Below are 23774 nucleotides of genomic sequence, written 5' to 3' on the forward strand. Positions count from 1 at the left end.
TTGTGTGTCGCGCACCTCGCGCTTCATTACGCTCGTCAAATTCTTCAGCATTTTCTTAATATCGGCTTAAAGATTGACCGATTTTTTTATCCACAATTTCTGTGAATAAATTTGTGAGTATGTCGCGAAAATAAGAATTAAGTTAACAAATCCAAACATCTTTTTTAACTTGATGGTTTTTTGTGCTCACCCATTGTTGATTAACAAACAATAAGTTAATTTGAAATTATATCATTTACAATTAGTTAAGCGGTACCCTGATATCATAAAAATATACATCGACTCTACGGCCTTGATATGAATCTGTTTCCAGTCACCGGACTTGCGCGTAAGATTTTAAGCGTCAGTGAATTAAATAATAGTACCCGGCAATTCCTGGAACAGAATATCCCGTTACTGTGGGTTAAAGGTGAAATTTCCAATTTAAAGCGCTATCAATCCGGTCATTGGTATTTTTCGCTGAAAGATGCCGAAGCTCAGGTACGATGCGTACTGTTCAGTCATAAGAATCGGTATTTCGACTGGCAGCCCGTCGATGGCATGCAAGTGGAAGTACTGGCATTGGTTACGCTATACGAACCTCGTGGAGATTTCCAGTTAAACGTTGAAACCATCCGGAGAGCTGGTCTGGGTGAATTATTCGAGGCTTTTGAGAAACTTAAGGCCAAGTTAGAAAAAGCCGGTTTTTTTAATCCCGGCAAAAAAAAGAAATTACCTGATTTTCCCAAGCAAATTGGCATTATCACATCGCTTGATACGGCTGCGTTGCGGGATGTGCTATCAACCTTGCGGCGGCGCATGCCATCTTTGCCAGTCATTATTTATCCCACGTTGGTTCAAGGAAAAACTGCCGCCGCCAGTATCGCCGATGCTATCGATACTGCCGTACTGCGCAATGAATGCGATGTATTGATTGTGTGTCGCGGGGGCGGAAATATTGAAGATTTGTGGGCATTTAATGAAGAAATTGTTGCATTGGCGATTGCCGGCAGCTCGATTTCTGTTGTGAGCGGCATCGGCCATGAAACAGACTTCACTATCGCGGATTTTGTTGCAGACATGCGCGCACCAACACCAACGGCTGCCGCCGAGTTAGTAAGCAAAGACCGGACTGAATTAAGCCGCCGTCTGAATACGATTTACCAGCGCATGTTCCACATAGCCCTGCATGGTCTCGAACGTGCCATGCAGCGTGTGGATATTCTGTCGCATCGTTTGATTTATCCCGGTAACCGGATTCAGCAGCAACTTTTTCAGTTGCAGTATTTGCAGGATCGGCTCAACAAGAATTGCGCACACTTAATTGAAAAGAAACAGTGGGTAGTGCTCGGATTCAATCAACGGTTAGTTAACACAAATTCTCGTATCGTACATTTGGAACAGCAGCATCAAGTTTTGGCATCACGCTTCCTCAGAGCTTTTTCCCTTTATTTCGAAGCACATTCAGTCAGGTTAAAACATATTCAAGTACAGTTATCACAGCTGAATCCGCAATCGGTCTTGGAGCGTGGGTATAGCATCACTTTTTCCGATGAAGGCACGATCATCCGTAACAGCAAACAGATACATTGTGGTGAAAAAATTCAGGTAAAATTCGCACACGGCTGCTGCGAAGCGGATGTTTCTAACGTCAAGGATTCCTGATCGACGCAGCCGCCCCAGCTCACTTTTTTCATTCAACAGTAAATAATCTTAATGCCTAAAACTTTCTTGATCCTCGGTGCGCTAAATATTTTCTTCTGCATAGCGTTTGGTGCTTTTGGTGCGCATGGCTTAAGGAATTTGCTCTCGGCAGACATGCTGGCAGTCTATCACACTGGGGTACAGTATCATTTCTATCATGCCTTTGGCATCCTCGTTAGCGGCCTGCTTTTAATGCATTTCCCGAACTCACGCTTTATTCCTGCTGCCGCCTGGTTGATGATGATCGGGATTATTCTTTTCAGCTTCAGCCTTTATGTGCTGAGTATTACGGGCATCCGTGCGATCGGCATGATCACGCCGTTTGGTGGAGTCTCATTCCTTACTGCCTGGGCATTGCTCGCGTACGCGATTTGGAAAAATAAATAGTCGGGCGCCACGCCTGTTTAATCTTTTTTTGATCCAATACCTCGCCGTTTTGGGCGAGGCGCTATTTGGTTATTTTGGTTATTTGGTTTTCTCCGCCATTTTCCGGTGAGCAACAGCCATTTCCTTATTACGCTCTACCGCTTTTTCATATTCTCGTAATAACGCTTCATGATGCGAATGAAAATCTTGACCACTCCGGCCATAGTATTCACTATGATCGCTATACTCTTTTAGTAACTCTTTTTGTTTCTCCGCTTTTGCATTCATTTCGTGAGCTTCTTTTTCATACATCTCAGCTAATCCGACATGATCAAACTTAGTTTTAGCTTGAGCTTCAGCTTTATCCATTTTCCCTAATTCTGCAAACGATACGTTTGAAACGAATAAAGCAAAAGTAACCAGTATTGCAATCAATAGCTTTGTTTTCATGACAAGTCCCTCTCAATTTGATAAATGAAATGTATGCTCTAGTGCTACTATAAATATTCGATGAACTGAGCTTTTTCATAATAGCAAACTATGTGAAATCCACAAAGGTTTCATGGATAAACTACGAAATCAACTTTAACAGTAGAAAAATACACAATGAAACTAATATTATTATTTATTCTGCTTTGCTGTATCGCCCTGCTTGGTTATGCACAATACTTACAACACGCCGAAGGATTGCTGCCCTGCCCGTTATGTGTAGCTCAGCGCCTGGCATATTGGCTATTAGGGATAACCGCATTACTGGCAATTCTTCATAATCCCCAAAAGACTGGATACCGTATTTACGCGATTTTGATGTTTGCATTTGCACTAATAGGAGCAGTCATTGCGGCACGTCACGCGTGGCTGATACGTTTTCCTGAAGCATTTGAATGCGGTATTAGCCCGGAAGAAGCTTTTTTGAATTCTTTGCCTGTTGCTGATTGGTGGCCTGGCATGTTTGAAGCCAACGGAGATTGTGCAAATGTTGACTGGGAGTTTTTATCGCTGGCTATACCTGATTGGTCATTAGCGGCTTTTGTAATTCTTGCTATCAGCGCGCTCTATGCATTCTTCACTAAGAAGTCGCCTTAATTTAGCCACGCGGGTGGTGACTAGCGTGTAATTGCTTTAATCGCTCACGCGCAATATGTGTGTATATCTGCGTCGTTGAGATGTCTGCATGCCCCAACAACAACTGCACAACTCGCAAATCCGCTCCATGATTCAGCAGATGCGTAGCAAACGCATGACGCAATGTATGCGGGGAAAGTTGCTTGGTGATGCCGACTTGTTGCGCATAGCGCTTGATAAGATACCAGAATGCTTGCCGGGTCATTGCTGCACCGCGAGTAGTCACAAATATCGTATCGGTCACAATGCCATTGAGCAACGTAGCCCTTGCTTCTTTTGTGTAGCGATTGAGCCATTCGAGCGCTTCTTCGCCTAATGGCGCCAGTCGCTCCTTCCTCCCCTTACCCATGACCCGTAAGACGCCCATGTCCATGCTAACCTGCGAGTACCGGAGATTAATCAATTCCGATACACGTAATCCGCTCGCATACAATACTTCGAGCATTGCACGATCACGCAAACCCAAGGGCAATCCGAGATCCGGGGCGCTTAATAGTAACTCCACTTCTTTTTCGGAAAGACTGTCAGGTAAATGGCGTTGAAGTTTGGGTGTTTCAATGTTTAAACTGGGATCGCTTGAAATCTTTCCTTGACGCAGCAAGAAACGATAGAAACGTTTTAAACTCGATAATTCACGGCTGGTTGTGCTGGCTTTCATCTTTGCAGACACTCTTGATGCAAGAAACTCAAGCAAATCGACATGAGTCGCGTCCGTAAGTATGCCATTACCTTGATTACGCTTTTTTAGCCATTCACCGAAAAGCTGCAAATCATTTCGGTAGCTATCGAGCGTATTTCGCGACAAGCCGTCTTCCAGCCATAACGCATCGGAAAACTCGTCTAGCAAACTGGCGTTAGTCTCAGGTGCTCTCATGGCATAATAACCAGCGCTTGATCTCAAGAGGGTTTCCATCACTTGCGTTCATAAAACCTCCTAATCCACCATTTTTGGATATTACCCGGTGACAAGGTATAATTATCGGGATCCGATTAGCGCCGCAGGCCCGGCCTACCGCTCTTGGCGCTGAATGAAGTTGTGACGCAATTTCTGCATAACTGCTTGTTTGCCCACTTGGAATAGCCATGATAGCTTTCCATACACGCTGTTGATGAGCCGTACCGCTAACATGCAAACTTAAGTCAAATTTGTAGTTAGGTTCCGTCAAATAGGCTGTTAATTGCCTGCATACTTCCTTAGCCAATAAGGTTTGTGGAGGCAATGTTGACGAATCGAGCGGTAAATAATCAATGTCGGTTAACCAGTCTTCATCAGTTCTGATGCCTAAAATAGCAAATGGAGTAGCTAGTTTTGCCTGATAAATTCTAGTTGAAGTGTTTACTCCCTGATCTTCCTTCTGCTTAGTCACTTTTTGCCTATATTAATTATCGAAAATAAAGAAAAAATAACGCTCTTTATCCGTAAAAATGGACATCCAGAATCTACAGAAGTTTCAGCTCCGACTCTTGATCCTCTAGTTACTGATCTTCACTGAAAGTACTATCGATCAAAGATCGAGTATCACGATCTCGACAGTAGCAACTCGTTAAGCCTTTTAACAAATGCAGCCGGATCTTCGAGCTGACCTCCTTCTGCCAACAAGGCTTGATCGAATAATAAATGGCACCAATCTTGGAAATTGTCCACTTCGTTTTTTAGTTTCTGCACCATTGGATGTTGCGGGTTAATTTCCAGAATCGGTTTGGCATGCTGGACTTTTTGACCAGCTGATTTCAATAATCGCTCTAAATTACCACCCATATCGTATGTATCCGCGACCAGACAGGCAGGGGATTCCGTTAGGCGAAACGTGATACGTACATCTTTTACTTGCTCACTGAGTGTTTCTTTCATTTTATCTGTCAGATCCTGGAACGCACCAGCTTCTTTAGCCTGTTCCTCTTTTTCTGCTGCATCCTCCAAAGCGCCCAAATCCAAACCACCTTTTGCAACCGATTGCAACGGTTTTCCTTCAAATTCCGTCAAATTACTGACCAGCCACTCATCCACTCGATCAGACAACAGTAAAACTTCGATTCCTTTTTTACGGAAAACTTCCAGATGTGGACTGTTTCTGGCTGCCTTCAGACTTTCGGCAGTCACATAGTAAATTTTTTCCTGCCCTTCTTTCATCCGTTGAACATAAGTCCCCAATGAAACTGCCGGCTCATCGATTTCAGTATGGGTTGTGACAAAACGCAGCAATTTGGCAATTCGTTCACGATTTGCGTAATCTTCACCGATACCTTCCTTGAGTACTTGTCCAAATTCACGATAAAACGTTTTATATTTGTCTTTTCCTTGCTCATCCTCATTTTTCGAAAGCTCTTCAATCAATCCCAGCACTTTCTTGACAACACCGGCTCTGATTGAATCGATATCCTTGGATTCTTGCAGGATTTCACGCGATACATTCAGTGGTAAATTATTTGAGTCAATCACCCCACGGACAAAACGCAAATAATTCGGCAGCAGTTTTTCCACGTCATCCATAATAAATACTCTTTGGACATAGAGCTTGATACCATGACGGCGTTCGCGATCGAATAAATCGAATGGCGCGCGCGCAGGGATGTAGAGCAACTGTGTGTATTCCTGTTTACCTTCTACACGTGCATGCACATAAGCTAAAGGTGGCTCAAAATCATGAGCGACGTGTTTATAAAATTCGTCATACTGTTCTGCAGTAATTTCGTTCTTCGGCCTTGCCCACAACGCATTGGCTTGATTGATAGTTTCGTCTTCATCAGTAACAACGTTCTTTTTCTCTTCCTGCGACCATTCTTCCTTCTTCATTACAATCGGTAAGGTAATATGATCGGAGTATTTACGGATGATGTTACGAATTCGCATCCCGTTGAGAAACTCATCCTCCTCTTTTCGCAGGTGCAATGTAATGTCTGTGCCACGTTGAGGTTTCACAACAGTTTCTATGGTGTATTCACCTTCACCGCTCGATTCCCAACGCACACCATGCTCGGAAGTCAATCCTGCTCTTCTGGTAATTAAAGTTACTTTATCAGCGATAATGAAGGCGGAATAAAATCCGACTCCAAATTGACCGATTAAATGAGCATCCTTGACTTGATCGCCCGTTAAAGAATTGAAGAATTCCCGGGTACCAGATTTTGCGATGGTACCAATATGATCAATAACTTCTTGTCGAGACATACCAATTCCATTATCAGAAATGTTAATCGTATGTTCGTTACTATCATAACTTACACGGATTTTTAGATCTGAATCAGATTCATAAAGTGCTGGATCAGTTAATCCCTCAAATCGCAATTTATCAGCAGCATCGGATGCGTTTGATATCAGTTCTCGCAAAAAAATTTCCTTATTACTATATAAGGAATGGATCATCAGCTTCAATAACTGTTTAGCTTCTGCCTGAAAACTGAATTGTTCTTTAGGTGTTTCAACTTGCACAATAAGCCTCCATGAAATATATTTTTTTGCAAATATGGGGGTCAGATTAGTAATTTCAAGTTTTTGTAATCAATGCGGTGGTTATCAAAAACACTAAATCTGAGATTACATCAGCAATAGCATTAGGAAATCTTCTATATAATTACAACTCGGCTTTATATGCTAAGATGCAATATAGAAAATGAGTGGGTAGTTACATTTAGGAAAGCATAACTTTCCAAATTTCGATCACATTGAGTTTTGAATGGCGTAGAGACTTAATCCCATCAATGCTTGGGGAAATATTCCAAAAGCCAGAACAGCTAATCCATTTGCACTTAATAGAATCTTCACATCGCTATTTGACACGATCGGTTCATCTGTTTCAGGCTCGTCAAAATACATCAATTTAATAATACGTAAGTAATAAAATGCGCCTATTAACGAAAATAAAACGGCTACAACAGCGAGCCATACAAACCCAGCATTCACTACAGCTTGCAATACTGCAAACTTCGCATAAAAACCGATCATCGGTGGAATACCGGCTAAAGAAAGCATCAGTAAAAGTGTTATAAAAGCATACCAAGCATTTCTTTTACTCAGTCCTTTAAAATCATCGATATTCTCTGCTTCAAATCCACTTCTGCATAGCATCATGATCATTGCAAATGTACCTAATGTCATCAATACATATGCGATTACATAAAAAAGTGCAGAACTATAACCATTCGAATCCGCACTGATAAATCCCAATAACAAAAAACCCATGTGCGAAATCGTTGAATAAGCCAACATCCTTTTAATATTCGTTTGCGCTATCGCAGCGATATTTCCTACCGCCATCGATAAAACCGCCAATATCACCAGCATACCTTGCCAATCAGCTACCATCTCTCCCATTCCTTCAATTAGCAGCCGCATTACAAAACCAAATGCTGCCAGTTTCGGCGCAGATCCAATAAACAAAGTAACTGCAGTCGGTGAACCTTGATAGACGTCAGGAGCCCACATATGAAATGGTGCCGCACTTAATTTAAAACTAATTCCAGCAACGATAAAGACCAGTCCCACAACTAGAACTTCTTTGCTGCTAGCTTCACTCTGAATGATTTGCGTAAGTTGTGATACATGTAAAGTACCAGTTGCACCGTATACCATAGACATGCCATATAGCAAAAAGCCGGATGCTAAAGCTCCCAATACAAAAAACTTCATTGCTGCTTCCGTAGCGATCTGTGAATCACGCCGAAGCGCAACCAATGCATACAAGGACAATGACAATAACTCCAAGCCAATATAGAGCGTCAGGAAGTGGCTTGCAGAAATCATAACCATCATGCCTAGTGTTGCAAAAAGTATCAGACTAAAGAATTCCCCTCGCAGCATACCTCTATCGCTAATGTATGTATGCGAATAGATTAATACAGCAGATACCGTACCATACACCATCAGTTTGAGTATATCCGCCATCGCATCATCAACAAACATGCCAGAAAACGTATGAATCACTTCTGTTGAGAAAGATATGAAGGTAAGCAGCGCGCACCCAAACAACGTGATTTGCGTCAGCAGATATGCTACGTGGCGCCGGTTATTACCGGCGGTAAGATCAGCCAGCATTACTACACACACCATAATGAGCATAAAGATCTCTGAAGAAGCCGGTGCGAAGTCAGGTGGTATAAAATTCATTAACTCTAAATCCTTATTGCTAGATATCCTACAGAATTACATTTACAGCTTGCTGGTGCTGACATGGATTAATAAATGATCAATCGTTGTATGCATCACTTCAACGAGCGGAAATGGATAAACACCGAACCACAGTACAAAAATAGCCAAAATTGCCAATATCAAAAATTCGCGTTTGGAAATATCCTGTAGTCCTTCAACAGCAGAATTAGCTACTGCACCAAATATCACTCGTTTATACATCCATAATGTATAAGCTGCTCCGAAAATCAAAGTCGTAGCTGCTAAAAATGCGTACCAGAAATTGATTTGGATAGCGCTCATGATAACCATAAATTCACCTACAAATCCGCTTGTTCCTGGAAGTCCGGCATTTGCCATCGCGAATAACATGAAGAAAGCTGCGAAAGCAGGCATCTTATTTACAACCCCACCGTAATCCGCAATTTGGCGCGAGTGCAAGCGATCATACAACACTCCCACACAAAGGAACATCGCACCAGATATAAACCCATGCGAGATCATCTGCACCATAGCACCTTCTATGCCATAGGCATTGAATAAGAAGAACCCTAGCGTAACGAATCCCATGTGTGCAACTGACGAATATGCAATCAGTTTTTTCATGTCAGCTTGCATCAGAGCAATTAAACCAATATAAACAACCGCAATTAATGACAAAACGATCATCATATCAGCGAGATACAGACTAGCATCCGGGGCAATAGGCAACGAAAAACGTAAAAAACCATACCCCCCCAATTTCAACAAAATTGCTGCCAAAACAACCGATCCCCCCGTAGGAGCCTCTACGTGAGCATCTGGAAGCCAGGTATGCACAGGCCACATTGGCACTTTAACCGCGAATGCCAGCAAGAATGCAATGAATAAATAAATCTGCGGCGTAAATGGTATCGAAAGTCGATGATAATCTTCGATGGAAAAACTTCCCTCGGATGTCCTATACAAATAAATAAATGCAATCAGCATTAATAAGGAACCTAGAAGCGTATACAGAAAAAACTTGATCGCGGCATAAACTCTATTGGGTCCGCCCCAAATACCGATGATTAAAAACATAGGAATTAGCGATGCTTCCCAAAAAACATAAAACAGAATTGCATCCAGTGATGAAAACACACCATTTACAATTCCGGACATCACGAGGAATGCCCCCATATATTGAGATACGCGTTGCTTAATTACTTCCCACCCTGCTATAACGACGATCGGTGTAATGAAACAATTTAATAAAATCAATGGCATCGATATCCCGTCAACACCAACATGATAATAGACATTAAATCGCTCAAACCAAACATGCTTCTCGACGAATTGCATTGAACCGGTTGTCACGTCAAAGCCGCTGTACAGCGGTATCGCGACCAGAAAACCTAGTGTCGATCCAGTCAGGGAAATCCAACGAGCAAGCTGCGCATTTCGATCATTACCGGTAGCGAATACAGCGATACCAAAAACAATTGGCAACCAAATAATTAAACTGAGTATTGGGAATTCAAACGACATGCTTATTCCGTTCTATTTATTAAAATCTTATGATTCTTGCTCGGTGATATCCCATCATGGATTTCTGACTTGACATTACATTATGAAATTGCAATCTTAATAAAGCCAAAATGTCAAAATAACAAAAATCCCTACAATCATTGTAAATGCATAATGATAGATATAACCCGTTTGATATCGTCTAACTAGTGTAGCTGTTAAAGACACTACTTTCGCTGTTCCATTGACAAAAAAACCATCAATTACTTTGACATCACCAATTTTCCAAAGAATTGTTCCTAAAGAACGAGTTCCTCCTGCAAATAGCCATGAATACAGTTCGTCAATATAGTATTTTCGATCCAGCAAGGTAAAAATCGGGGTACATCTCCCTTTAATCTTTTCAGGAAGATCAGTTTTATAATTATATAAATACCAAGCTGTAAAGATTCCAGCTATTGATAACCAGAAAGGTGCTGTTGAAAAAGCATGTGAAACCATACCCGCAATTCCAGTAAACTCTGCTCCCAATCTCACAATTGCATCATGTTGTGAAGAAACATAAATTGCATCTGTGAAATAATCTCCAAAAACAATTGGGCCAATAAACCACCCTGCAGCGATCGTTGGAATTGCCAATACTATCAGCGGTAACGTAACAACCCATGGCGATTCGTGTAAATGTTCTTTCGTATGTTTGTCCATTCTAGGTTGCCCATGAAAGGTCATAAATATGAGGCGGAACGTATACAATGCTGTTACAAAAACAGTAGCTAGCACACAGAAATAAGCAAAACCAACACCAGGTATATTGGCAAAATGTACAGCTTCAATAATTGCGTCTTTAGAGAAGAATCCTGAAAAGCCGGGTACACCTGCACTTGCCAATGCCGCTATGAACATCGTCCAGTAGGTGATGGGCATATACTTTTTGAGTCCGCCCATTTTTTGCATGTTCTGCTCATGATGCATCGCAATGATGACAGAACCAGCACCCAAAAATAGTACGGCTTTAAAAAAAGCATGCGTCATTAAATGGAAAATCGCAGCGGAATAAGCTGATGCGCCAAGCGCTACTGTCATATAGCCCAATTGTGAAAGAGTTGAATATGCAACCACACGCTTAATATCAGTTTGGACCACCGCGACAAGCGCCATAAACAGCGTTGTAATGCCGCCAATGATCAAGATAGTTGATAAAGCCATTTCCGATAATTCAAACAAGGGCGACATCCTTGCCACCATGAAGATGCCTGCTGTCACCATAGTTGCGGCGTGGATTAGTGCCGAAATCGGGGTCGGCCCTTCCATCGAATCAGGTAACCATACATGCAATGGAAATTGAGCTGATTTACCCATTGCACCAATAAATAATAGAATACAAATCAGTGTTATTACTAGCCAATGAAATCCGGGGATAATTTCAACTGATTTCTCGATTAATTCCGGTGCTTGTGCAAAAACTGCAGTGTAATCCAAGGTACCAAAATACATTAACACCAGCGCTATCCCAAGGAGGAAACCAAAATCACCTACCCGGTTTACCAGGAATGCTTTCAGATTGGCATACACAGCTGTTGGACGGGTATACCAAAAACCGATTAGCAAATACGATACAAGACCAACTGCTTCCCAGCCAAAAAATAATTGTAAGAAATTATTCGACATTACCAACATCATCATGGAGAAGGTAAACAGCGAAATATAACTGAAAAAGCGTTGATAACCGGGATCATCGTGCATATAACCAATGGTATAAATATGAACCATCAGAGAAACCAGACTTACAACGATCATCATGGTCGCTGAAAGATGATCAATTAAGAAGCCAATTTCGAAATGGGTATCCCCGGATATTAACCAAGTATATACGCTGCCGTTATAGCTATTACCTTCCAGAACATCCAAGAAAATAATAATTGATGAAATTAGAGAAACAAAGACTAAAGCAATCGTAACGCGATGGCTCCAATTTCGCCCGATATACCGACCAAATAAGCCAGCAATGATGGATCCTAACAAAGGGGCTAGAGGTACCAATAAATAGAGTTTTTGCATCACAAGTAAGTATTAGTTTTATTATTCAAAGAATTAATTTATAGATTCAAACTAACCTTTTAATTTATCGAGATCGTCAACATTAATAGTGCGCATATTCCGAAAAAGCACAACCAAAATTGCTAAGCCTATCGCTGATTCCGCCGCAGCAACGGTTAAAATAAAAAATACAAAAATTTGCCCTGATATATCTTGTAGATAGTGAGAAAATGCCACGAAATTCATATTGACAGCCAGTAACATCAATTCAATCGACATCAACAAAATAATCACATTTTTCCGATTGAGAAAGATACCAACCAAGCCGATTGCAAACAAAATTGCACCAAGCACCAAATAATGAGATAGCGAAACCAAGATTAATTCCTTTTTAATTCTAGTGATGCTAACAGCGTTGCAATCATTCCTTTTTTTCCGCAGGCATCGCTACAATACGTAACCGATCCTCTTTTCTAATCTTAACTTGCTTCGATGGATTCGGTGATTTTTTATCTTCCCGATGTCGGAGTGTCAATGCTATGGCAGCGATCATTGCTACAAGCAAAAGAACCGCTGCTAACTCGAACGCATAAACGTACTCGGTATAAAGCAGGCGCCCCAATTCCCGAGTGTTACTATAATCCGCATCTTGCGGAGTAGGATTAGGCATTTCTTCCAACCCAAAATGTTTTCCCATAAACACTGCGGACATCTCAGCAATCATGATCACTGAGACAATGGCACCAAATGGAAACCATTTCCAGAATCCTTCGCGCAGTCTATCTAAATTGATATCCAACATCATTACTACAAACAGAAACAGTACCATGACTGCGCCAACATATACTAATACCAATGCGATCGCGAGAAACTCCGCTTCTAGCAATAGCCATAAGCCAGCACAAGTTACGAATGCCAGAACCAACAGCAATGCTGAATTAACTGGATTCCTTACAGTAATGACTCCAAGCGCTGATACTATAAGAACAGTTGAAAAAAAATAAAATAAAAAGTCTTGAAAATTCATTTGAAGTAATTAGCCGAATTTAACGATAGCGTGCATCTGCTTCGCGATCTTTTGCGATTTGTTCCTCATATCGATCACCAATAGCCAATAACATTTCTTTCGTATATATCAAATCGCCCCTTTTTTCGCCGTGATACTCCAAAATGCGAGTCTCAACAATCGAATCAACCGGGCAAGATTCTTCACAAAAACCGCAAAAAATGCATTTACTCAAATCAATATCATAGCGTGTTGTTCGTCTAGTCCCATCCGCACGTTGTTCCGAATCAATAGTAATCGCCATCGCTGGACAAACAGCTTCACACAATTTACAAGCTATACATCGCTCCTCTCCATTTGGGTAACGACGCAACGCGTGCAAACCACGAAAACGTGGTGATTGCGGTGTTTTCTCTTCCGGAAAATGCACTGTAATCTTAGGCTTAAAAAGATACCGCCCGGTGACTGCCATACCTTTTATCAATTCGAATAATAAAAAGGTACTAAAGAATTTTTTAATACGGTTCATTGTACTATCTCTATATTAAAACCAAATGTTCAATGGAAAATAATTTCTCATTGATTCTGGTAATTGCATTATGAATCCTAGGAGCACAATCCATACCAGTGTAATCGGAATAAATATCTTCCAACCCAGTCTCATAATTTGATCATAGCGATAACGCGGAAATGTTGCTCTAAACCAGAGAAAGAAAAATAAAATAAACGCAATTTTCAATAATAACCAAATAAATCCTGGAATTAGGGTAAATGGAGCTATATCAAGCGGCGGCAACCACCCTCCAAGAAACATAATCGATGTCAAAGTTGCGACAAGAATCATGTTTGAATATTCCGCCAAAAAGAATACGGTAAATGCCATACCGGAATAATCCACATGAAATCCAGCTACAATTTCCGATTCACCTTCAGCTACGTCAAATGGCGCGCGATTTGTCTCAGCCACTCCCGAGATCAGATATACTAAAAACATGGGAAACAACGGTATTAAATACCAATTGAGCATACTATCGCCTTGTTGCCCATTAACAATATCACCCAAATTCAGGCTTTGAGCCATCATTAAGACGCATACTAATGCAAATCCCATAGCTAACTCATATGAGACTACTTGTGCAGCTGAACGCATTGCACCCAAAAAAGCATATTTTGAATTTGATGCCCACCCTGCAATAATGATGCCGTATATACCCATTGAAGTCATTGCCAGAATATAGAGCAATCCCGCATTGATATCAGCCAGTACCAATTCCGGCGAAAATGGAATAACTGCCCACGCCGCTAACGCCGGCATAATCGTTAATACCGGTGCAAGAATAAACAAGAATTTATTAGCCCCGGTAGGAATAATAATTTCCTTCATGATTGCTTTGACTGCATCAGCGATTGGCTGTCCCCATCCGCGCAACCACGGAATCCCAAAGAAAGTTACCCTATTTGGCCCAACACGTACCTGCATATAGGCGATTATTTTGCGTTCAGCGAAAGTTAGATATGCAACGCCAAGGAGCAATGGAACAACAATAGCAAAAATGAACAACAGATTTGTTGTCAGAGAAAACAGCATCGCCCCCCATTCTCCGCCAAATATATCCAAAAATAATTGCTCAAAGTTTTCCATCAATCAACTCCATCAACGCCTATTATTTCTTTATTATCTCTAATTCACCGAATAATGCACCCAATCCAAAAGTTTTTGGATGAGCCCCGGCTAGACGAATGCAATTAAATGGCAGTTTCTCATCGTGAGCAACTTCGATAGACAAAGTTTTGTCACCTTGCTTGACTGTTATTTGATCACCTGCCTTAACTCCAATTTTCTCTAGCATTGCTGCAGTCATCCATGCCTTTGGATCCGCGGCGTCTTGGGTGAGTTGAAGTGACTCGGCACGTCGCACAATTGGATCAGCCTGATATATAGGTACTTCACCGATACGTTGTATCCCTTGTGTCTCAGTGATTGTCAGTGTCTCATCGATTGCACTAGACTTATTATTCAAGTAGGACTTAACTTCGTTACCTAAAGGAAATACCTCTTCCCGCACTTGCTCGGAAGTTTCGAAATCAAAGCCTTCTAAATTAAGCAAATTGGCTAATACTCTCAGAACTTTCCAACCTGGCCGCGCATCTCCAAGCGGAGATACAACACCATTAAAACTCTGTATTCTCCCCTCGGTGTTTACGAAAGTGCCTGATGTTTCGCTAAAGGGCGTTATAGGCAGGATCACATCAGCATATTCTTTTGCATTGCCTTGATAGGCACTCAAGGATACAACAAAATCGCCTGCTTGAATGGCTTCAAGCGCTTTCATAGAATCAAAAGTATCAAATTCGGGCTCTATATTCATTAATACATAGGCCCTACATTTATCACTAAAACCTTTTTGGTAACCAAGCATCTGCGCAGCATTTAGACCAGAGTGCGTATTCCCAGCACGCATCGGCAATGAGAGACAACCAATCTCTGGTACCGCACCAGCCAAATAGGCGCCGACACTATTGGCAGCTTCACCCAATATTCCAAAACTTGCGCCCGATATCTCGGCAATCAGACCCGCAAGTATTTGAAGGGACGAATAATCGGGATGATGCTGCGATAAGTTACCCAAATAAATCGCAGCCGGTGCATTTTCGATCAAGCTGGAAGCAATAGCAAATGCATCAGCGGAGCTTGATACATTTGCCACATCAATATACTGTTTAATCGCTTGCGCTTGTTCACTCCCTTTAATCTCAACAGCGGCTTTCAGAATCTCAGCCAACACCTTGACCATAGAAGCTGGGGCAACGATAGCTTTATTCTTAACTTTAGTTAGCAAATCATCGTCTATTGGATTTACGATGTTCACTTCCATTCCGTTCTTAACCGCCTGACGCAGACGCTGAGCAATTAAAGGATGATCTTTACGAAGCGTACTTCCAATAATCAGCGCAGATTTTAAATTTGATATTTCAGCAATGCTAGTACCTAGCCATGGAACACATTGCAGCTTTTTATCCACGCGAAAATCTGATTGACGTAATCGGTGATCAATGTTTCCACTTCCCATTGCTCGTAATAACTTCTGAAGCAAATAAAGCTCTTCTGTCGTACTATGCGCCGATCCTAACGCAGCGATACTTTCCGCGCCATGCCTATGCTTAACAGATTGCAATGCTTGAGCTGTATACTCCAGGGCTTCTTGCCAATCACATTCAGTCCATTGTCCATCCCGCTTAATCATTGGGCGTGTTAATCTGTCTTCTGAATTCAAACCTTCATAAGAGAAGCGATCTTTATCCGACAACCAGCACTCATTGATTGCTTCATTGTCTCGTGGTAGCACACGCATCACACGATTCTGCTTAACTTGAACGACTAGATTTGAACCTAATCCACAATGCGGACTGATTGATTTACGTCGAGATAGCTCCCATGTGCGCGCAGAATATCGAAACGGTTTGCTTACCAACGCACCAACCGGACATAAATCAATAACATTTCCTGACAACTCTGAATCTACGGTTTTTCCAACAAAAGAAAGTATCTCTGAATGTTCTCCGCGCCCCGCCATTCCGAGTTCCATAATTCCGGCAATCTCCTGACCAAACCTTACACAGCGAGTGCAATGTATGCACCGCGTCATATCCGTCGAGATCAAAGGGCCAAGGTTTTTATTAACAACAACTCGCTTGGCTTCAGCATAGCGCGAACCGCTTGCTCCATAACCGACCGCAAGATCTTGCAGTTGACACTCTCCACCTTGATCACAAATAGGGCAATCGAGTGGATGATTGATTAAAAGAAATTCCATCACTCCTTTTTGTGCATTTACTGCTTGCGGAGAGTGGGTAAATACCTTCATACCATCCATAACTGGTGTTGCACAAGCCGGCAAGGGCTTTGGTGCTTTTTCTACTTGCACAAGGCACATACGGCAGTTGGCTGCTATCGATAATTTTTTGTGATAACAGAAATGAGGAATATATACACCAATCTGCTTGGCACCGTCCATAATGGTGCTTCCTTTCGGAACAGATACTTGCTTACCGTCGATTTCGATATTGACCATCGGTTAAAATTCTTGGGTTAATTACGAATAATAGATTCAATGTCATGATTTGATTATGCATAAATAATCAAACCATGCATTTCTTATGATCTATATGGTATAAAAATTCATCGCGAAAATGTTGAATCATTGCACGCACTGGCATTGCAGCCGCATCGCCTAAAGCACAAATTGTCCGCCCTTGAATGTTGTCCGCAATGTTATCAAGCAATTCCAAATCTTCCAGACGTCCTTTACCATGCTCAATACGATTCACGATTCGATATAACCACCCTGTTCCTTCACGGCAAGGTGTACATTGTCCGCACGATTCTTCGAAGTAGAAATATGATAAACGTTCCAGCGCTCTTACCATGCAAGTCGTCTCATCCATGATGATGACTGCCCCGGAACCTAACATGGAACCGGCCTTTGCAATCGAATCATAATCCATATCTGTCTGCATCATCACATCACCGGGCAATACCGGCATTGAGGATCCACCTGGAATACATGCCTTTAACTTCCGGTTCCCACGCATTCCACCAGCCAATTCCAATAATTCAGCAAATGGAGTTCCCAGTGGAATTTCATAATTTCCAGGTTTGTTAACATGACCTGAAACTGAGAATAATTTAGTGCCCCCGTTATTTGGTTTTCCAAGCTGAAGATATTTCTCACCGGTATTTCGAATAATCCATGGTACGGATGCAAAAGTTTCAGTGTTATTGATCGTAGTTGGCTTTCCGTATAAACCATAATTGGCCGGAAATGGCGGTTTAAAACGTGGTTGGCCTTTTTTTCCTTCGATAGATTCTAATAGTGCAGTTTCTTCTCCACAGATATAAGCACCATAACCATGATGATTGAATAATTGAAAACTGAATGTCGATCCTAAAATATTATTTCCCAAATAACCGGCAGCTCGCGCTTCATCAATAGCTTCTTCCATTCTTTCATAGGTTTCCCAGATTTCCCCATGAATATAGTTATAACCTGCTTTTGCCCCCATTGCATAAGCTGCTATTATCATTCCTTCTATCAAGAGATGGGGATTGTACCGTAGTATGTCTCTATCCTTGAAAGTACCCGGTTCACCTTCATCAGAATTACAAACAATATATTTATCCCCTTCATACCCTTTGGGCATGAAACTCCACTTCAATCCTGTAGGGAATCCCGCTCCACCTCTGCCGCGAAGCGCAGACTTTTTAACCTCTTCAATGATCTCTTCGGGGGCAATTTTTTTTGCCAAGACTTTTCTGAGCGCTGCATAACCTTCTCGTTTTTCATAACTCTTCAGGCGCCAATTGTCTGGATCCGTCCGATCAACACCATTCATCAATGTCAGGGGATGCTGATTCATTTGCGCAGCTCCTCCAACAATTGATCAATCTTCTCATTGGACATGAAACTACACATCCGCTTATTGTTTACCAACAAAACAGGCGCGTCACCACAAGCGCCAAAACACTCGCCTTCCTTGAGAGTAAACTTTCCATCCGGCGTGGTTTGATTGAATTCAATCCCCAGTTTTTTCTTTAAATATGTTGCCGTATCGTTACTACCTGAAAGTGCGCAAGGCAGATTAGTGCAAACCGTTATTTTGTGTCGCCCTACAGGCTGCAGGTTATACATATTATAAAATGAGGCCACTTCGTAGACCGCGATGGCCGGCATACCTAAATATTCCGCCACAAAATTCATAGTCTCATTTGCTAACCAGCCTTTTTCATCTTGAGCAATCGCAAGAGCCGACATAACGGCTGATTGTTTTTGATCTGCTGGATACTTCGAGATCTCTCGATCTATTTTTTTTAGTGATTCCGCGCTTAACATCGTTATCTATCTATTTCACCAAATACTATATCTTGAGTGCCAATAATTGCGACGACATCTGAAATCATATGTCCCCGTGACATTTCATCCAACGCAGCTAAATGTGCAAACCCTGGCGCACGAATCTTCAACCGATAAGGTTTATTGGCTCCATTGGATACCAAATAAATCCCAAACTCACCCTTCGGATGCTCGACAGCCACATAAGCTTCTCCAGGAGGAACATGAATCCCTTCGGTAAACAATTTGAAATGATGAATCATTTCCTCCATATTCTGTTTCATCGCAACACGCGATGGCGGTGCAACTTTGTGATTGTCAGTAATCACTGGACCTGGGTTCTTCCTTAACCAATCAACACATTGTTTGATGATACGGTTTGATTGCCGGAGTTCTTCCATACGCACCAAATAACGATCATAGCAATCTCCATTCACACCTACCGGAATATCGAATTCGAGACGATCATAAACTTCGTAGGGTTGTTTCTTTCTTAGATCCCATTCAACACCGGAGCCACGCAACATGGGACCCGTAAAACCTAATGCTTTGGCTCGTTCAGGAGAAACAATCCCGATATCAACCAACCGTTGCTTCCAAATCCTGTTATCAGTCAATAATGTCTCATACTCATCGACATACGCTGGAAAACGATTCGTAAAATCTTCAATAAAATCGAGAAGCGAGCCTTCCCGATTTGCATTTCTCAATCGGGTCTGCTTTTCATCATGAATTTTAGATGATTGATACTTAGGCATCGTATCCGGCAAATCCCGATAGACACCCCCAGGCCGATAGTACGCAGCATGCATTCGAGCACCTGATACCGCTTCATAACAATCCATCAGATCTTCCCGTTCACGGAAAGCATAGAGAAACATTGTCATCGCACCTACATCAAGCGCATGTGCACCAATCCAAAGCAAATGATTAAGTATTCGAGTAATTTCATCAAACATCACCCGTATGTACTGCGCTCTAATTGGCACATCAATCTGCAATAGCTTCTCAATGGCCATGACATATGCATGTTCATTAACCATCATCGATACATAATCCAGCCTGTCCATATAGGGCACCGATTGCAGATACGTCTTATTTTCGGCTAATTTTTCAGTTGCCCTATGCAACAAACCGATATGTGGATCCGCCCGCCGAACCACTTCACCATCCAGCTCCAACACCAGTCGCAAAACGCCGTGCGCCGCCGGATGTTGCGGTCCAAAATTCATGGTGTAATTACGTATTTCTGCCATAAGTTTCTTACTACATTCTCTTCTTCAACAAACTTTAATCAAATGATTTTATGTTTCGCAATCACCATAGAATTCTTCCCGCTTCACAAGTGGGGTTATTTCTCTTGGCTCTATAGTTACCGGTTGGTAGATAACTCGCTTTTGTTGCTCATCATAACGCATTTCAACGTAGCCAGTTATTGGAAAGTCTTTACGGAAAGGATTTCCAATAAATCCATAATCCGTCAGAATCCGACGTAAATCTGGATGGTTAGCAAAAATAATACCATAAAGATCAAATGCTTCCCTCTCAAACCAATTGGCAACCGCCCAAATGTCAGTAACCGAATCAATTACTGGAAAGTCATTATTATCAGCAAGCACTCTAACCCGCAACCTGAGATTTTTTTCAACCGAGAGCAAATGATAAATTACCGCGAATCGTTTATTCTTGAGGCTTAGTTTCTCTGATAATTCATCACCGTATGTCAGATAATCTATCCCGCACAAATCTATCAATGTATCAAATCGAAGCGCTGCATCATCGCGTAAAATTTTACAAACTGTCAAAACCTCTGTTGCATCAACCGCAATGGTAACTTCGTCATATTGTACGTGTAAATCAACGATCTTTTCGCCGAGTATAGTGGTTAAAACTTCCGCAAAATTATTATTTTGTATAGTATTCATACAGAGTTATCGTGCAATCGTGTTAGTTCGATTTATTTTATTTTGTAGCTGTATGATGCCGTACAATAAGGCCTCGGCTGTTGGTGGACACCCTGGCACATAAATATCAACGGGCACAACACGATCGCAACCGCGCACTACCGAGTAAGAATAATGATAATATCCTCCGCCGTTAGCACAGGACCCCATTGAGATCACCCATCGTGGCTCAGCCATCTGGTCATAGACTTTCCGCAATGCTGGAGCCATTTTATTGCATAATGTGCCTGCCACAATCATAACATCTGATTGACGTGGACTTGGACGAAACACTATCCCGAAACGATCAAGATCGTAACGCGAAGCTCCTGTCTCCATCATCTCAACGGCACAGCAAGCTAATCCAAATGTCATTGGCCACATTGATCCCGTGCGACCCCAGTTGATTATTGAGTCAAGGCTCGTTGTCACAAAACCTTTTTCAAGAGTTCCTTCTATGCTCATAACTTCAATCCCACTCTAGCGCACCCTTCATCCACTCGTAAATAAACCCCACTACCAGAATGCTCAAGAAAATCATCATTGCCATGAAACCAAACATACCGATTTCATCAATAACTATCGCCCATGGAAATAAAAACGCAATCTCCAAATCAAATAGAATAAATAGGATAGCTACTAAATAGTAACGCACATCAAACTTCATTCGAGCATCTTCGAAAGCTTCAAAACCACACTCATATGGGGATAATTTTTCGCTATCAGGCCTATTAGGCGCTAGTAACCAGCCACATAGCATCGGCACCACGCCAACCAAGAAGCCAACTATTAGAAATAATAAAATTGGAAAATAATTTTCTAGCATTTTAGTTATTGTGGATTCTCATATTTTAAACAAACGATAGGCAAATTATCGATGTGCCGACGGCGAGAGTCGAACTCGCACAGCTTTCGCCACCGCCCCCTCAAGACGGCGTGTCTACCAATTCCACCACGTCGGCGGCAGAAAAACTTAGCGCTCTGCGATAATTAAGCTATCAAGAAAAATAGTATTTTTATTAGTCGGGTATCTTACTTGCTTTCGAGTTATCGTCACTTTCTAAATCTGTCTGCTTGCCTTCAGCTGCGGCTTTTTCATTGATATTTGAACTCATTGCTTCATCCGATTCTTCCATGATACTCATCACACTTCCGCTTTCAACCCGATTTGCCGAGAAATAAGTCAAACTCATACTTGTAACAAAAAACATGGCTGCCACAAAACTTGTCGCTCGGCTTAAAAAAGTTGCTGAACCGCTAGGACCAAACAAGCTACCTGCAGAACCGCTACCAAATGCCGCTCCCATATCCGCGCCTTTGCCATGCTGCAATAATACCAAAATTACTAATGCGACAGCTAGCAATACATGCGCTGCCCAAACCAAAATCTCCAAGTTTTCACTCCAAAAAATTTAATTCTGTATAGCTTGGCAAATCGCCACAAAATCACTTGCGATCAAGGAAGCCCCACCTATCAACCCCCCATCAATATCAGGCATTGCAAATAATTCAACTGCATTATTAGCCTTGACGCTACCGCCATATAGAATTATCAACTCTTTAGCGGTATCTGAATTCTGCTTAGAAATAACCGATCTGATAAATACATGAATATCTTGCGCCTGCTGTGGCGTCGCTGTTTTTCCTGTCCCGATAGCCCATACCGGTTCATAAGCAATTACTGCTTTCCGCAGCGATTCAACACCTGCTTGGTCCAAAACAGCTGCTAACTGCTCTTCGATGATTTTTTCCGTTATGCCTGTGTCGCGTTGTTCTAGTGTCTCCCCGACACACAATATCGGTATCAAACCAGCCTTCTGAGCTGCCGCATATTTTTCTGCAACTATCGGACTCGTTTCTCCAAACAATGCTCTTCTTTCGGAGTGCCCCACGATTACATAACGACAGTCAAAATCATTGAGCATTGAAGCCGAAATTTCACCGGTATAAGCCCCTTTTTCAAATTGGCTAACATTCTGAGCCCCCCAAGCGATATTGGTATTTTGTAATATACTTTTTACTGAAGGAAGGTAGAGAAATGGAACGCACACTGCAAAATCACCATTGCGAACCTCTTGCAGTCCTTTTATAACTTCATCAAGTAACTGTTTATTGGTCTCCAGACTTCCATGCATCTTCCAATTTCCAGCAACTAACTTCCTACGCATTTACTGCCACCCCGATACTAAAATCGGGGATCGTACAGTTGATTATCCCCCAAGTCAATCTAATGACGACTTTAAATGTCAAATTGCTTATCGGTGAAATCTTAAATTCCATTGCTTTTAAATATTGAAGAAATCATTGTGATCAGAGTTTATCCGAATCTTCCAGTAATATAATCCTCAGTTTGCTTATTTTTCGGTTTGATAAATATTGTATCGGTCACATTAAATTCTATTAATTCCCCCAAATACATATAAGCTGTGTAATCAGAAACTCGCGCGGCTTGTTGCATATTATGGGTGACAATGAGAATAGTTACCTTATTTTTTAAATCAGTAATTAATTCTTCGATGCTTGCTGTCGCAATCGGATCAAGAGCCGAAGTTGGTTCATCAAATAATAGGATCTCAGGATCGGTCGCTAATGCCCGTGCTATGCATAAACGCTGCTGTTGCCCTCCCGAGAGATTGAACGCGAGATCATGCAACCGATCTTTTACTTCATCCCATAAAGCTGAATTACGTAAAGCAATTTCGACTTTCTCATCAAGAATTGCGCGTTGCTTGATACCTCGAACACGTAAACCATAGGCTACATTCTCATAGATTGATTTTGGAAATGGATTCGGTTTTTGAAAAACCATGCTGATTCTCATGCGGACCTCGATTGGATCCACATTTTGTGCCAATATATTCACATTATCGGGATAGATAATGATTTGACCATGGTAGCGATTACCTGGATACAAATCATGCATGCGGTTAAAACAGCGCAAAAATGTCGATTTGCCACACCCGGATGGTCCGATAAGTGCTGTAATTTTTTTGTCGTGCAACACCATATCAATCTTTTTAAGCGCATTAAAACTGCCATAGAAAAAACTGAGATCTTTAACTTCAGATTTATATTTTACTGTCTCTATAGATTTGTCTAAATCATTCTGCATA

At 41.7% G+C, this 23774-nt stretch carries 24 protein-coding genes and 1 tRNA gene; 3 read left to right on the forward strand and 22 right to left on the reverse strand.

Going from position 1 to position 23774, the window contains the following annotated elements:
* Positions 1 to 297 precede the first annotated feature (297 nt).
* Complete coding sequence (gene xseA / locus ACV7NC_RS07405; RefSeq protein WP_458151889.1) at positions 298 to 1644, forward strand: exodeoxyribonuclease VII large subunit; 1347 nt, start codon at positions 298 to 300, stop codon at positions 1642 to 1644.
* A gap of 51 nt (positions 1645 to 1695) precedes the next feature.
* Entirely contained in the window at positions 1696 to 2070 is a 375-nt protein-coding gene (locus tag ACV7NC_RS07410) for a DUF423 domain-containing protein (RefSeq protein ID WP_458151890.1), read from the forward strand.
* 78 nt (positions 2071 to 2148) lie between these two features.
* On the opposite strand, the gene ACV7NC_RS07415 is transcribed toward ACV7NC_RS07410, so the two are convergent.
* Positions 2149 to 2499: a hypothetical protein gene (locus ACV7NC_RS07415; RefSeq protein ID WP_458151891.1), complete on the reverse strand. Its 351-nt coding sequence runs from the start codon at positions 2497 to 2499 to the stop codon at positions 2149 to 2151.
* Positions 2500 to 2655: 156 nt separating this feature from the next.
* On the opposite strand from ACV7NC_RS07415, the gene ACV7NC_RS07420 reads away from it, so the two are divergent.
* A complete protein-coding gene (locus tag ACV7NC_RS07420; protein ID WP_458151892.1) occupies positions 2656 to 3135 on the forward strand; it encodes a disulfide bond formation protein B in 480 nt (159 codons plus the stop codon).
* A gap of 1 nt (position 3136) precedes the next feature.
* On the opposite strand, the gene xerD is transcribed toward ACV7NC_RS07420, so the two are convergent.
* The 21 genes from xerD to pstB all read right to left on the reverse strand — a co-directional run bounded on the left by xerD (position 3137) and on the right by pstB (position 23773).
* Positions 3137 to 4048, reverse strand: a complete 912-nt coding sequence (gene xerD / locus ACV7NC_RS07425) for a site-specific tyrosine recombinase XerD (protein WP_458151893.1) — start codon at positions 4046 to 4048, stop codon at positions 3137 to 3139.
* The gene (locus tag ACV7NC_RS07430) at positions 4035 to 4541 is read right to left on the reverse strand and encodes a methylated-DNA--[protein]-cysteine S-methyltransferase (RefSeq protein ID WP_458151894.1); all 507 of its coding nucleotides are present in this window, start codon (positions 4539 to 4541) and stop codon (positions 4035 to 4037) included. The genes xerD and ACV7NC_RS07430 overlap by 14 nt, the downstream gene beginning before the upstream one ends.
* A 152-nt stretch (positions 4542 to 4693) precedes the next feature.
* Positions 4694 to 6604, reverse strand: a complete 1911-nt coding sequence (htpG, locus tag ACV7NC_RS07435; protein WP_458151895.1) for a molecular chaperone HtpG — start codon at positions 6602 to 6604, stop codon at positions 4694 to 4696.
* A gap of 228 nt (positions 6605 to 6832) precedes the next feature.
* Complete coding sequence (nuoN, locus tag ACV7NC_RS07440) at positions 6833 to 8278, reverse strand: NADH-quinone oxidoreductase subunit NuoN (RefSeq protein WP_458151896.1); 1446 nt, start codon at positions 8276 to 8278, stop codon at positions 6833 to 6835.
* Positions 8279 to 8320: 42 nt separating this feature from the next.
* Positions 8321 to 9805 (reverse strand): NADH-quinone oxidoreductase subunit M, encoded by a 1485-nt coding sequence (locus ACV7NC_RS07445; RefSeq protein ID WP_458151897.1) that lies wholly within the window; start codon positions 9803 to 9805, stop codon positions 8321 to 8323.
* A 96-nt stretch (positions 9806 to 9901) separates the two neighbouring features.
* Positions 9902 to 11842 (reverse strand): NADH-quinone oxidoreductase subunit L, encoded by a 1941-nt coding sequence (gene nuoL / locus ACV7NC_RS07450; protein WP_458151898.1) that lies wholly within the window; start codon positions 11840 to 11842, stop codon positions 9902 to 9904.
* A 51-nt stretch (positions 11843 to 11893) separates the two neighbouring features.
* A complete protein-coding gene (gene nuoK / locus ACV7NC_RS07455; RefSeq protein ID WP_013966893.1) occupies positions 11894 to 12199 on the reverse strand; it encodes an NADH-quinone oxidoreductase subunit NuoK in 306 nt (101 codons plus the stop codon).
* A gap of 43 nt (positions 12200 to 12242) precedes the next feature.
* Entirely contained in the window at positions 12243 to 12848 is a 606-nt protein-coding gene (locus ACV7NC_RS07460) for an NADH-quinone oxidoreductase subunit J (RefSeq protein ID WP_458151899.1), read from the reverse strand.
* Positions 12849 to 12867: 19 nt separating this feature from the next.
* Positions 12868 to 13356 carry an NADH-quinone oxidoreductase subunit NuoI gene (gene nuoI / locus ACV7NC_RS07465; RefSeq protein WP_458151900.1) on the reverse strand — a complete coding sequence of 163 codons (489 nt, stop codon included), beginning with the start codon at positions 13354 to 13356 and terminating at the stop codon, positions 12868 to 12870.
* 15 nt (positions 13357 to 13371) lie between these two features.
* Positions 13372 to 14469: an NADH-quinone oxidoreductase subunit NuoH gene (nuoH, locus tag ACV7NC_RS07470; protein ID WP_458151901.1), complete on the reverse strand. Its 1098-nt coding sequence runs from the start codon at positions 14467 to 14469 to the stop codon at positions 13372 to 13374.
* A gap of 22 nt (positions 14470 to 14491) precedes the next feature.
* A complete protein-coding gene (gene nuoG / locus ACV7NC_RS07475) occupies positions 14492 to 16900 on the reverse strand; it encodes an NADH-quinone oxidoreductase subunit NuoG (protein ID WP_458151902.1) in 2409 nt (802 codons plus the stop codon).
* Positions 16901 to 16967: 67 nt separating this feature from the next.
* Positions 16968 to 18245 (reverse strand): NADH-quinone oxidoreductase subunit NuoF, encoded by a 1278-nt coding sequence (gene nuoF / locus ACV7NC_RS07480; RefSeq protein ID WP_458151903.1) that lies wholly within the window; start codon positions 18243 to 18245, stop codon positions 16968 to 16970.
* Complete coding sequence (nuoE, locus tag ACV7NC_RS07485; protein ID WP_458151904.1) at positions 18242 to 18718, reverse strand: NADH-quinone oxidoreductase subunit NuoE; 477 nt, start codon at positions 18716 to 18718, stop codon at positions 18242 to 18244. The genes nuoF and nuoE overlap by 4 nt, the downstream gene beginning before the upstream one ends.
* A 2-nt stretch (positions 18719 to 18720) precedes the next feature.
* Positions 18721 to 19974, reverse strand: a complete 1254-nt coding sequence (locus ACV7NC_RS07490; protein ID WP_458151905.1) for an NADH-quinone oxidoreductase subunit D — start codon at positions 19972 to 19974, stop codon at positions 18721 to 18723.
* A 48-nt stretch (positions 19975 to 20022) separates the two neighbouring features.
* Positions 20023 to 20643: an NADH-quinone oxidoreductase subunit C gene (locus tag ACV7NC_RS07495; protein WP_458151906.1), complete on the reverse strand. Its 621-nt coding sequence runs from the start codon at positions 20641 to 20643 to the stop codon at positions 20023 to 20025.
* 6 nt (positions 20644 to 20649) lie between these two features.
* The gene (locus ACV7NC_RS07500) at positions 20650 to 21126 is read right to left on the reverse strand and encodes a NuoB/complex I 20 kDa subunit family protein (protein ID WP_458151907.1); all 477 of its coding nucleotides are present in this window, start codon (positions 21124 to 21126) and stop codon (positions 20650 to 20652) included.
* Positions 21127 to 21130: 4 nt separating this feature from the next.
* The gene (locus tag ACV7NC_RS07505) at positions 21131 to 21487 is read right to left on the reverse strand and encodes an NADH-quinone oxidoreductase subunit A (protein ID WP_458151908.1); all 357 of its coding nucleotides are present in this window, start codon (positions 21485 to 21487) and stop codon (positions 21131 to 21133) included.
* Positions 21488 to 21541: 54 nt separating this feature from the next.
* Positions 21542 to 21623: transfer RNA gene (locus ACV7NC_RS07510), tRNA-Leu, on the reverse strand.
* Between the two features lie 57 nt (positions 21624 to 21680).
* Positions 21681 to 22055, reverse strand: coding sequence for a preprotein translocase subunit SecG (gene secG, locus ACV7NC_RS07515; protein ID WP_458151909.1), 375 nt, complete (start codon positions 22053 to 22055; stop codon positions 21681 to 21683).
* Between the two features lie 18 nt (positions 22056 to 22073).
* Positions 22074 to 22829: a triose-phosphate isomerase gene (tpiA, locus tag ACV7NC_RS07520; protein ID WP_458151910.1), complete on the reverse strand. Its 756-nt coding sequence runs from the start codon at positions 22827 to 22829 to the stop codon at positions 22074 to 22076.
* A 149-nt stretch (positions 22830 to 22978) separates the two neighbouring features.
* Positions 22979 to 23773 carry a phosphate ABC transporter ATP-binding protein PstB gene (gene pstB / locus ACV7NC_RS07525; RefSeq protein WP_458151911.1) on the reverse strand — a complete coding sequence of 265 codons (795 nt, stop codon included), beginning with the start codon at positions 23771 to 23773 and terminating at the stop codon, positions 22979 to 22981.
* Between the last annotated feature and the right edge of the window lies 1 nt (position 23774).

Source organism: Nitrosomonas limosa, assembly GCF_054188085.1.

Coding starts and splice junctions, on each gene's coding strand:
- ACV7NC_RS07445 (WP_458151897.1), bottom strand. CDS start 9,805: ATGTCGTTTGAATTCCCAATACTCAGTTTAATTATTTGGTTGCCAATT.
- nuoH (WP_458151901.1), bottom strand. CDS start 14,469: ATGGAAAACTTTGAGCAATTATTTTTGGATATATTTGGCGGAGAATGG.
- ACV7NC_RS07500 (WP_458151907.1), bottom strand. CDS start 21,126: ATGAGCATAGAAGGAACTCTTGAAAAAGGTTTTGTGACAACGAGCCTT.
- tpiA (WP_458151910.1), bottom strand. CDS start 22,829: ATGCGTAGGAAGTTAGTTGCTGGAAATTGGAAGATGCATGGAAGTCTG.
- nuoF (WP_458151903.1), bottom strand. CDS start 18,245: ATGAATCAGCATCCCCTGACATTGATGAATGGTGTTGATCGGACGGAT.
- xerD (WP_458151893.1), bottom strand. CDS start 4,048: ATGAGAGCACCTGAGACTAACGCCAGTTTGCTAGACGAGTTTTCCGAT.
- ACV7NC_RS07460 (WP_458151899.1), bottom strand. CDS start 12,848: ATGAATTTTCAAGACTTTTTATTTTATTTTTTTTCAACTGTTCTTATA.
- ACV7NC_RS07410 (WP_458151890.1), top strand. CDS start 1,696: ATGCCTAAAACTTTCTTGATCCTCGGTGCGCTAAATATTTTCTTCTGC.
- nuoL (WP_458151898.1), bottom strand. CDS start 11,842: ATGCAAAAACTCTATTTATTGGTACCTCTAGCCCCTTTGTTAGGATCC.
- pstB (WP_458151911.1), bottom strand. CDS start 23,773: ATGCAGAATGATTTAGACAAATCTATAGAGACAGTAAAATATAAATCT.
- nuoI (WP_458151900.1), bottom strand. CDS start 13,356: ATGAACCGTATTAAAAAATTCTTTAGTACCTTTTTATTATTCGAATTG.
- ACV7NC_RS07495 (WP_458151906.1), bottom strand. CDS start 20,643: ATGAATACTATACAAAATAATAATTTTGCGGAAGTTTTAACCACTATA.
- nuoN (WP_458151896.1), bottom strand. CDS start 8,278: ATGAATTTTATACCACCTGACTTCGCACCGGCTTCTTCAGAGATCTTT.
- nuoG (WP_458151902.1), bottom strand. CDS start 16,900: ATGGTCAATATCGAAATCGACGGTAAGCAAGTATCTGTTCCGAAAGGA.
- ACV7NC_RS07490 (WP_458151905.1), bottom strand. CDS start 19,974: ATGGCAGAAATACGTAATTACACCATGAATTTTGGACCGCAACATCCG.
- ACV7NC_RS07505 (WP_458151908.1), bottom strand. CDS start 21,487: ATGCTAGAAAATTATTTTCCAATTTTATTATTTCTAATAGTTGGCTTC.
- ACV7NC_RS07415 (WP_458151891.1), bottom strand. CDS start 2,499: ATGAAAACAAAGCTATTGATTGCAATACTGGTTACTTTTGCTTTATTC.
- ACV7NC_RS07420 (WP_458151892.1), top strand. CDS start 2,656: ATGAAACTAATATTATTATTTATTCTGCTTTGCTGTATCGCCCTGCTT.
- nuoE (WP_458151904.1), bottom strand. CDS start 18,718: ATGTTAAGCGCGGAATCACTAAAAAAAATAGATCGAGAGATCTCGAAG.
- xseA (WP_458151889.1), top strand. CDS start 298: ATGAATCTGTTTCCAGTCACCGGACTTGCGCGTAAGATTTTAAGCGTC.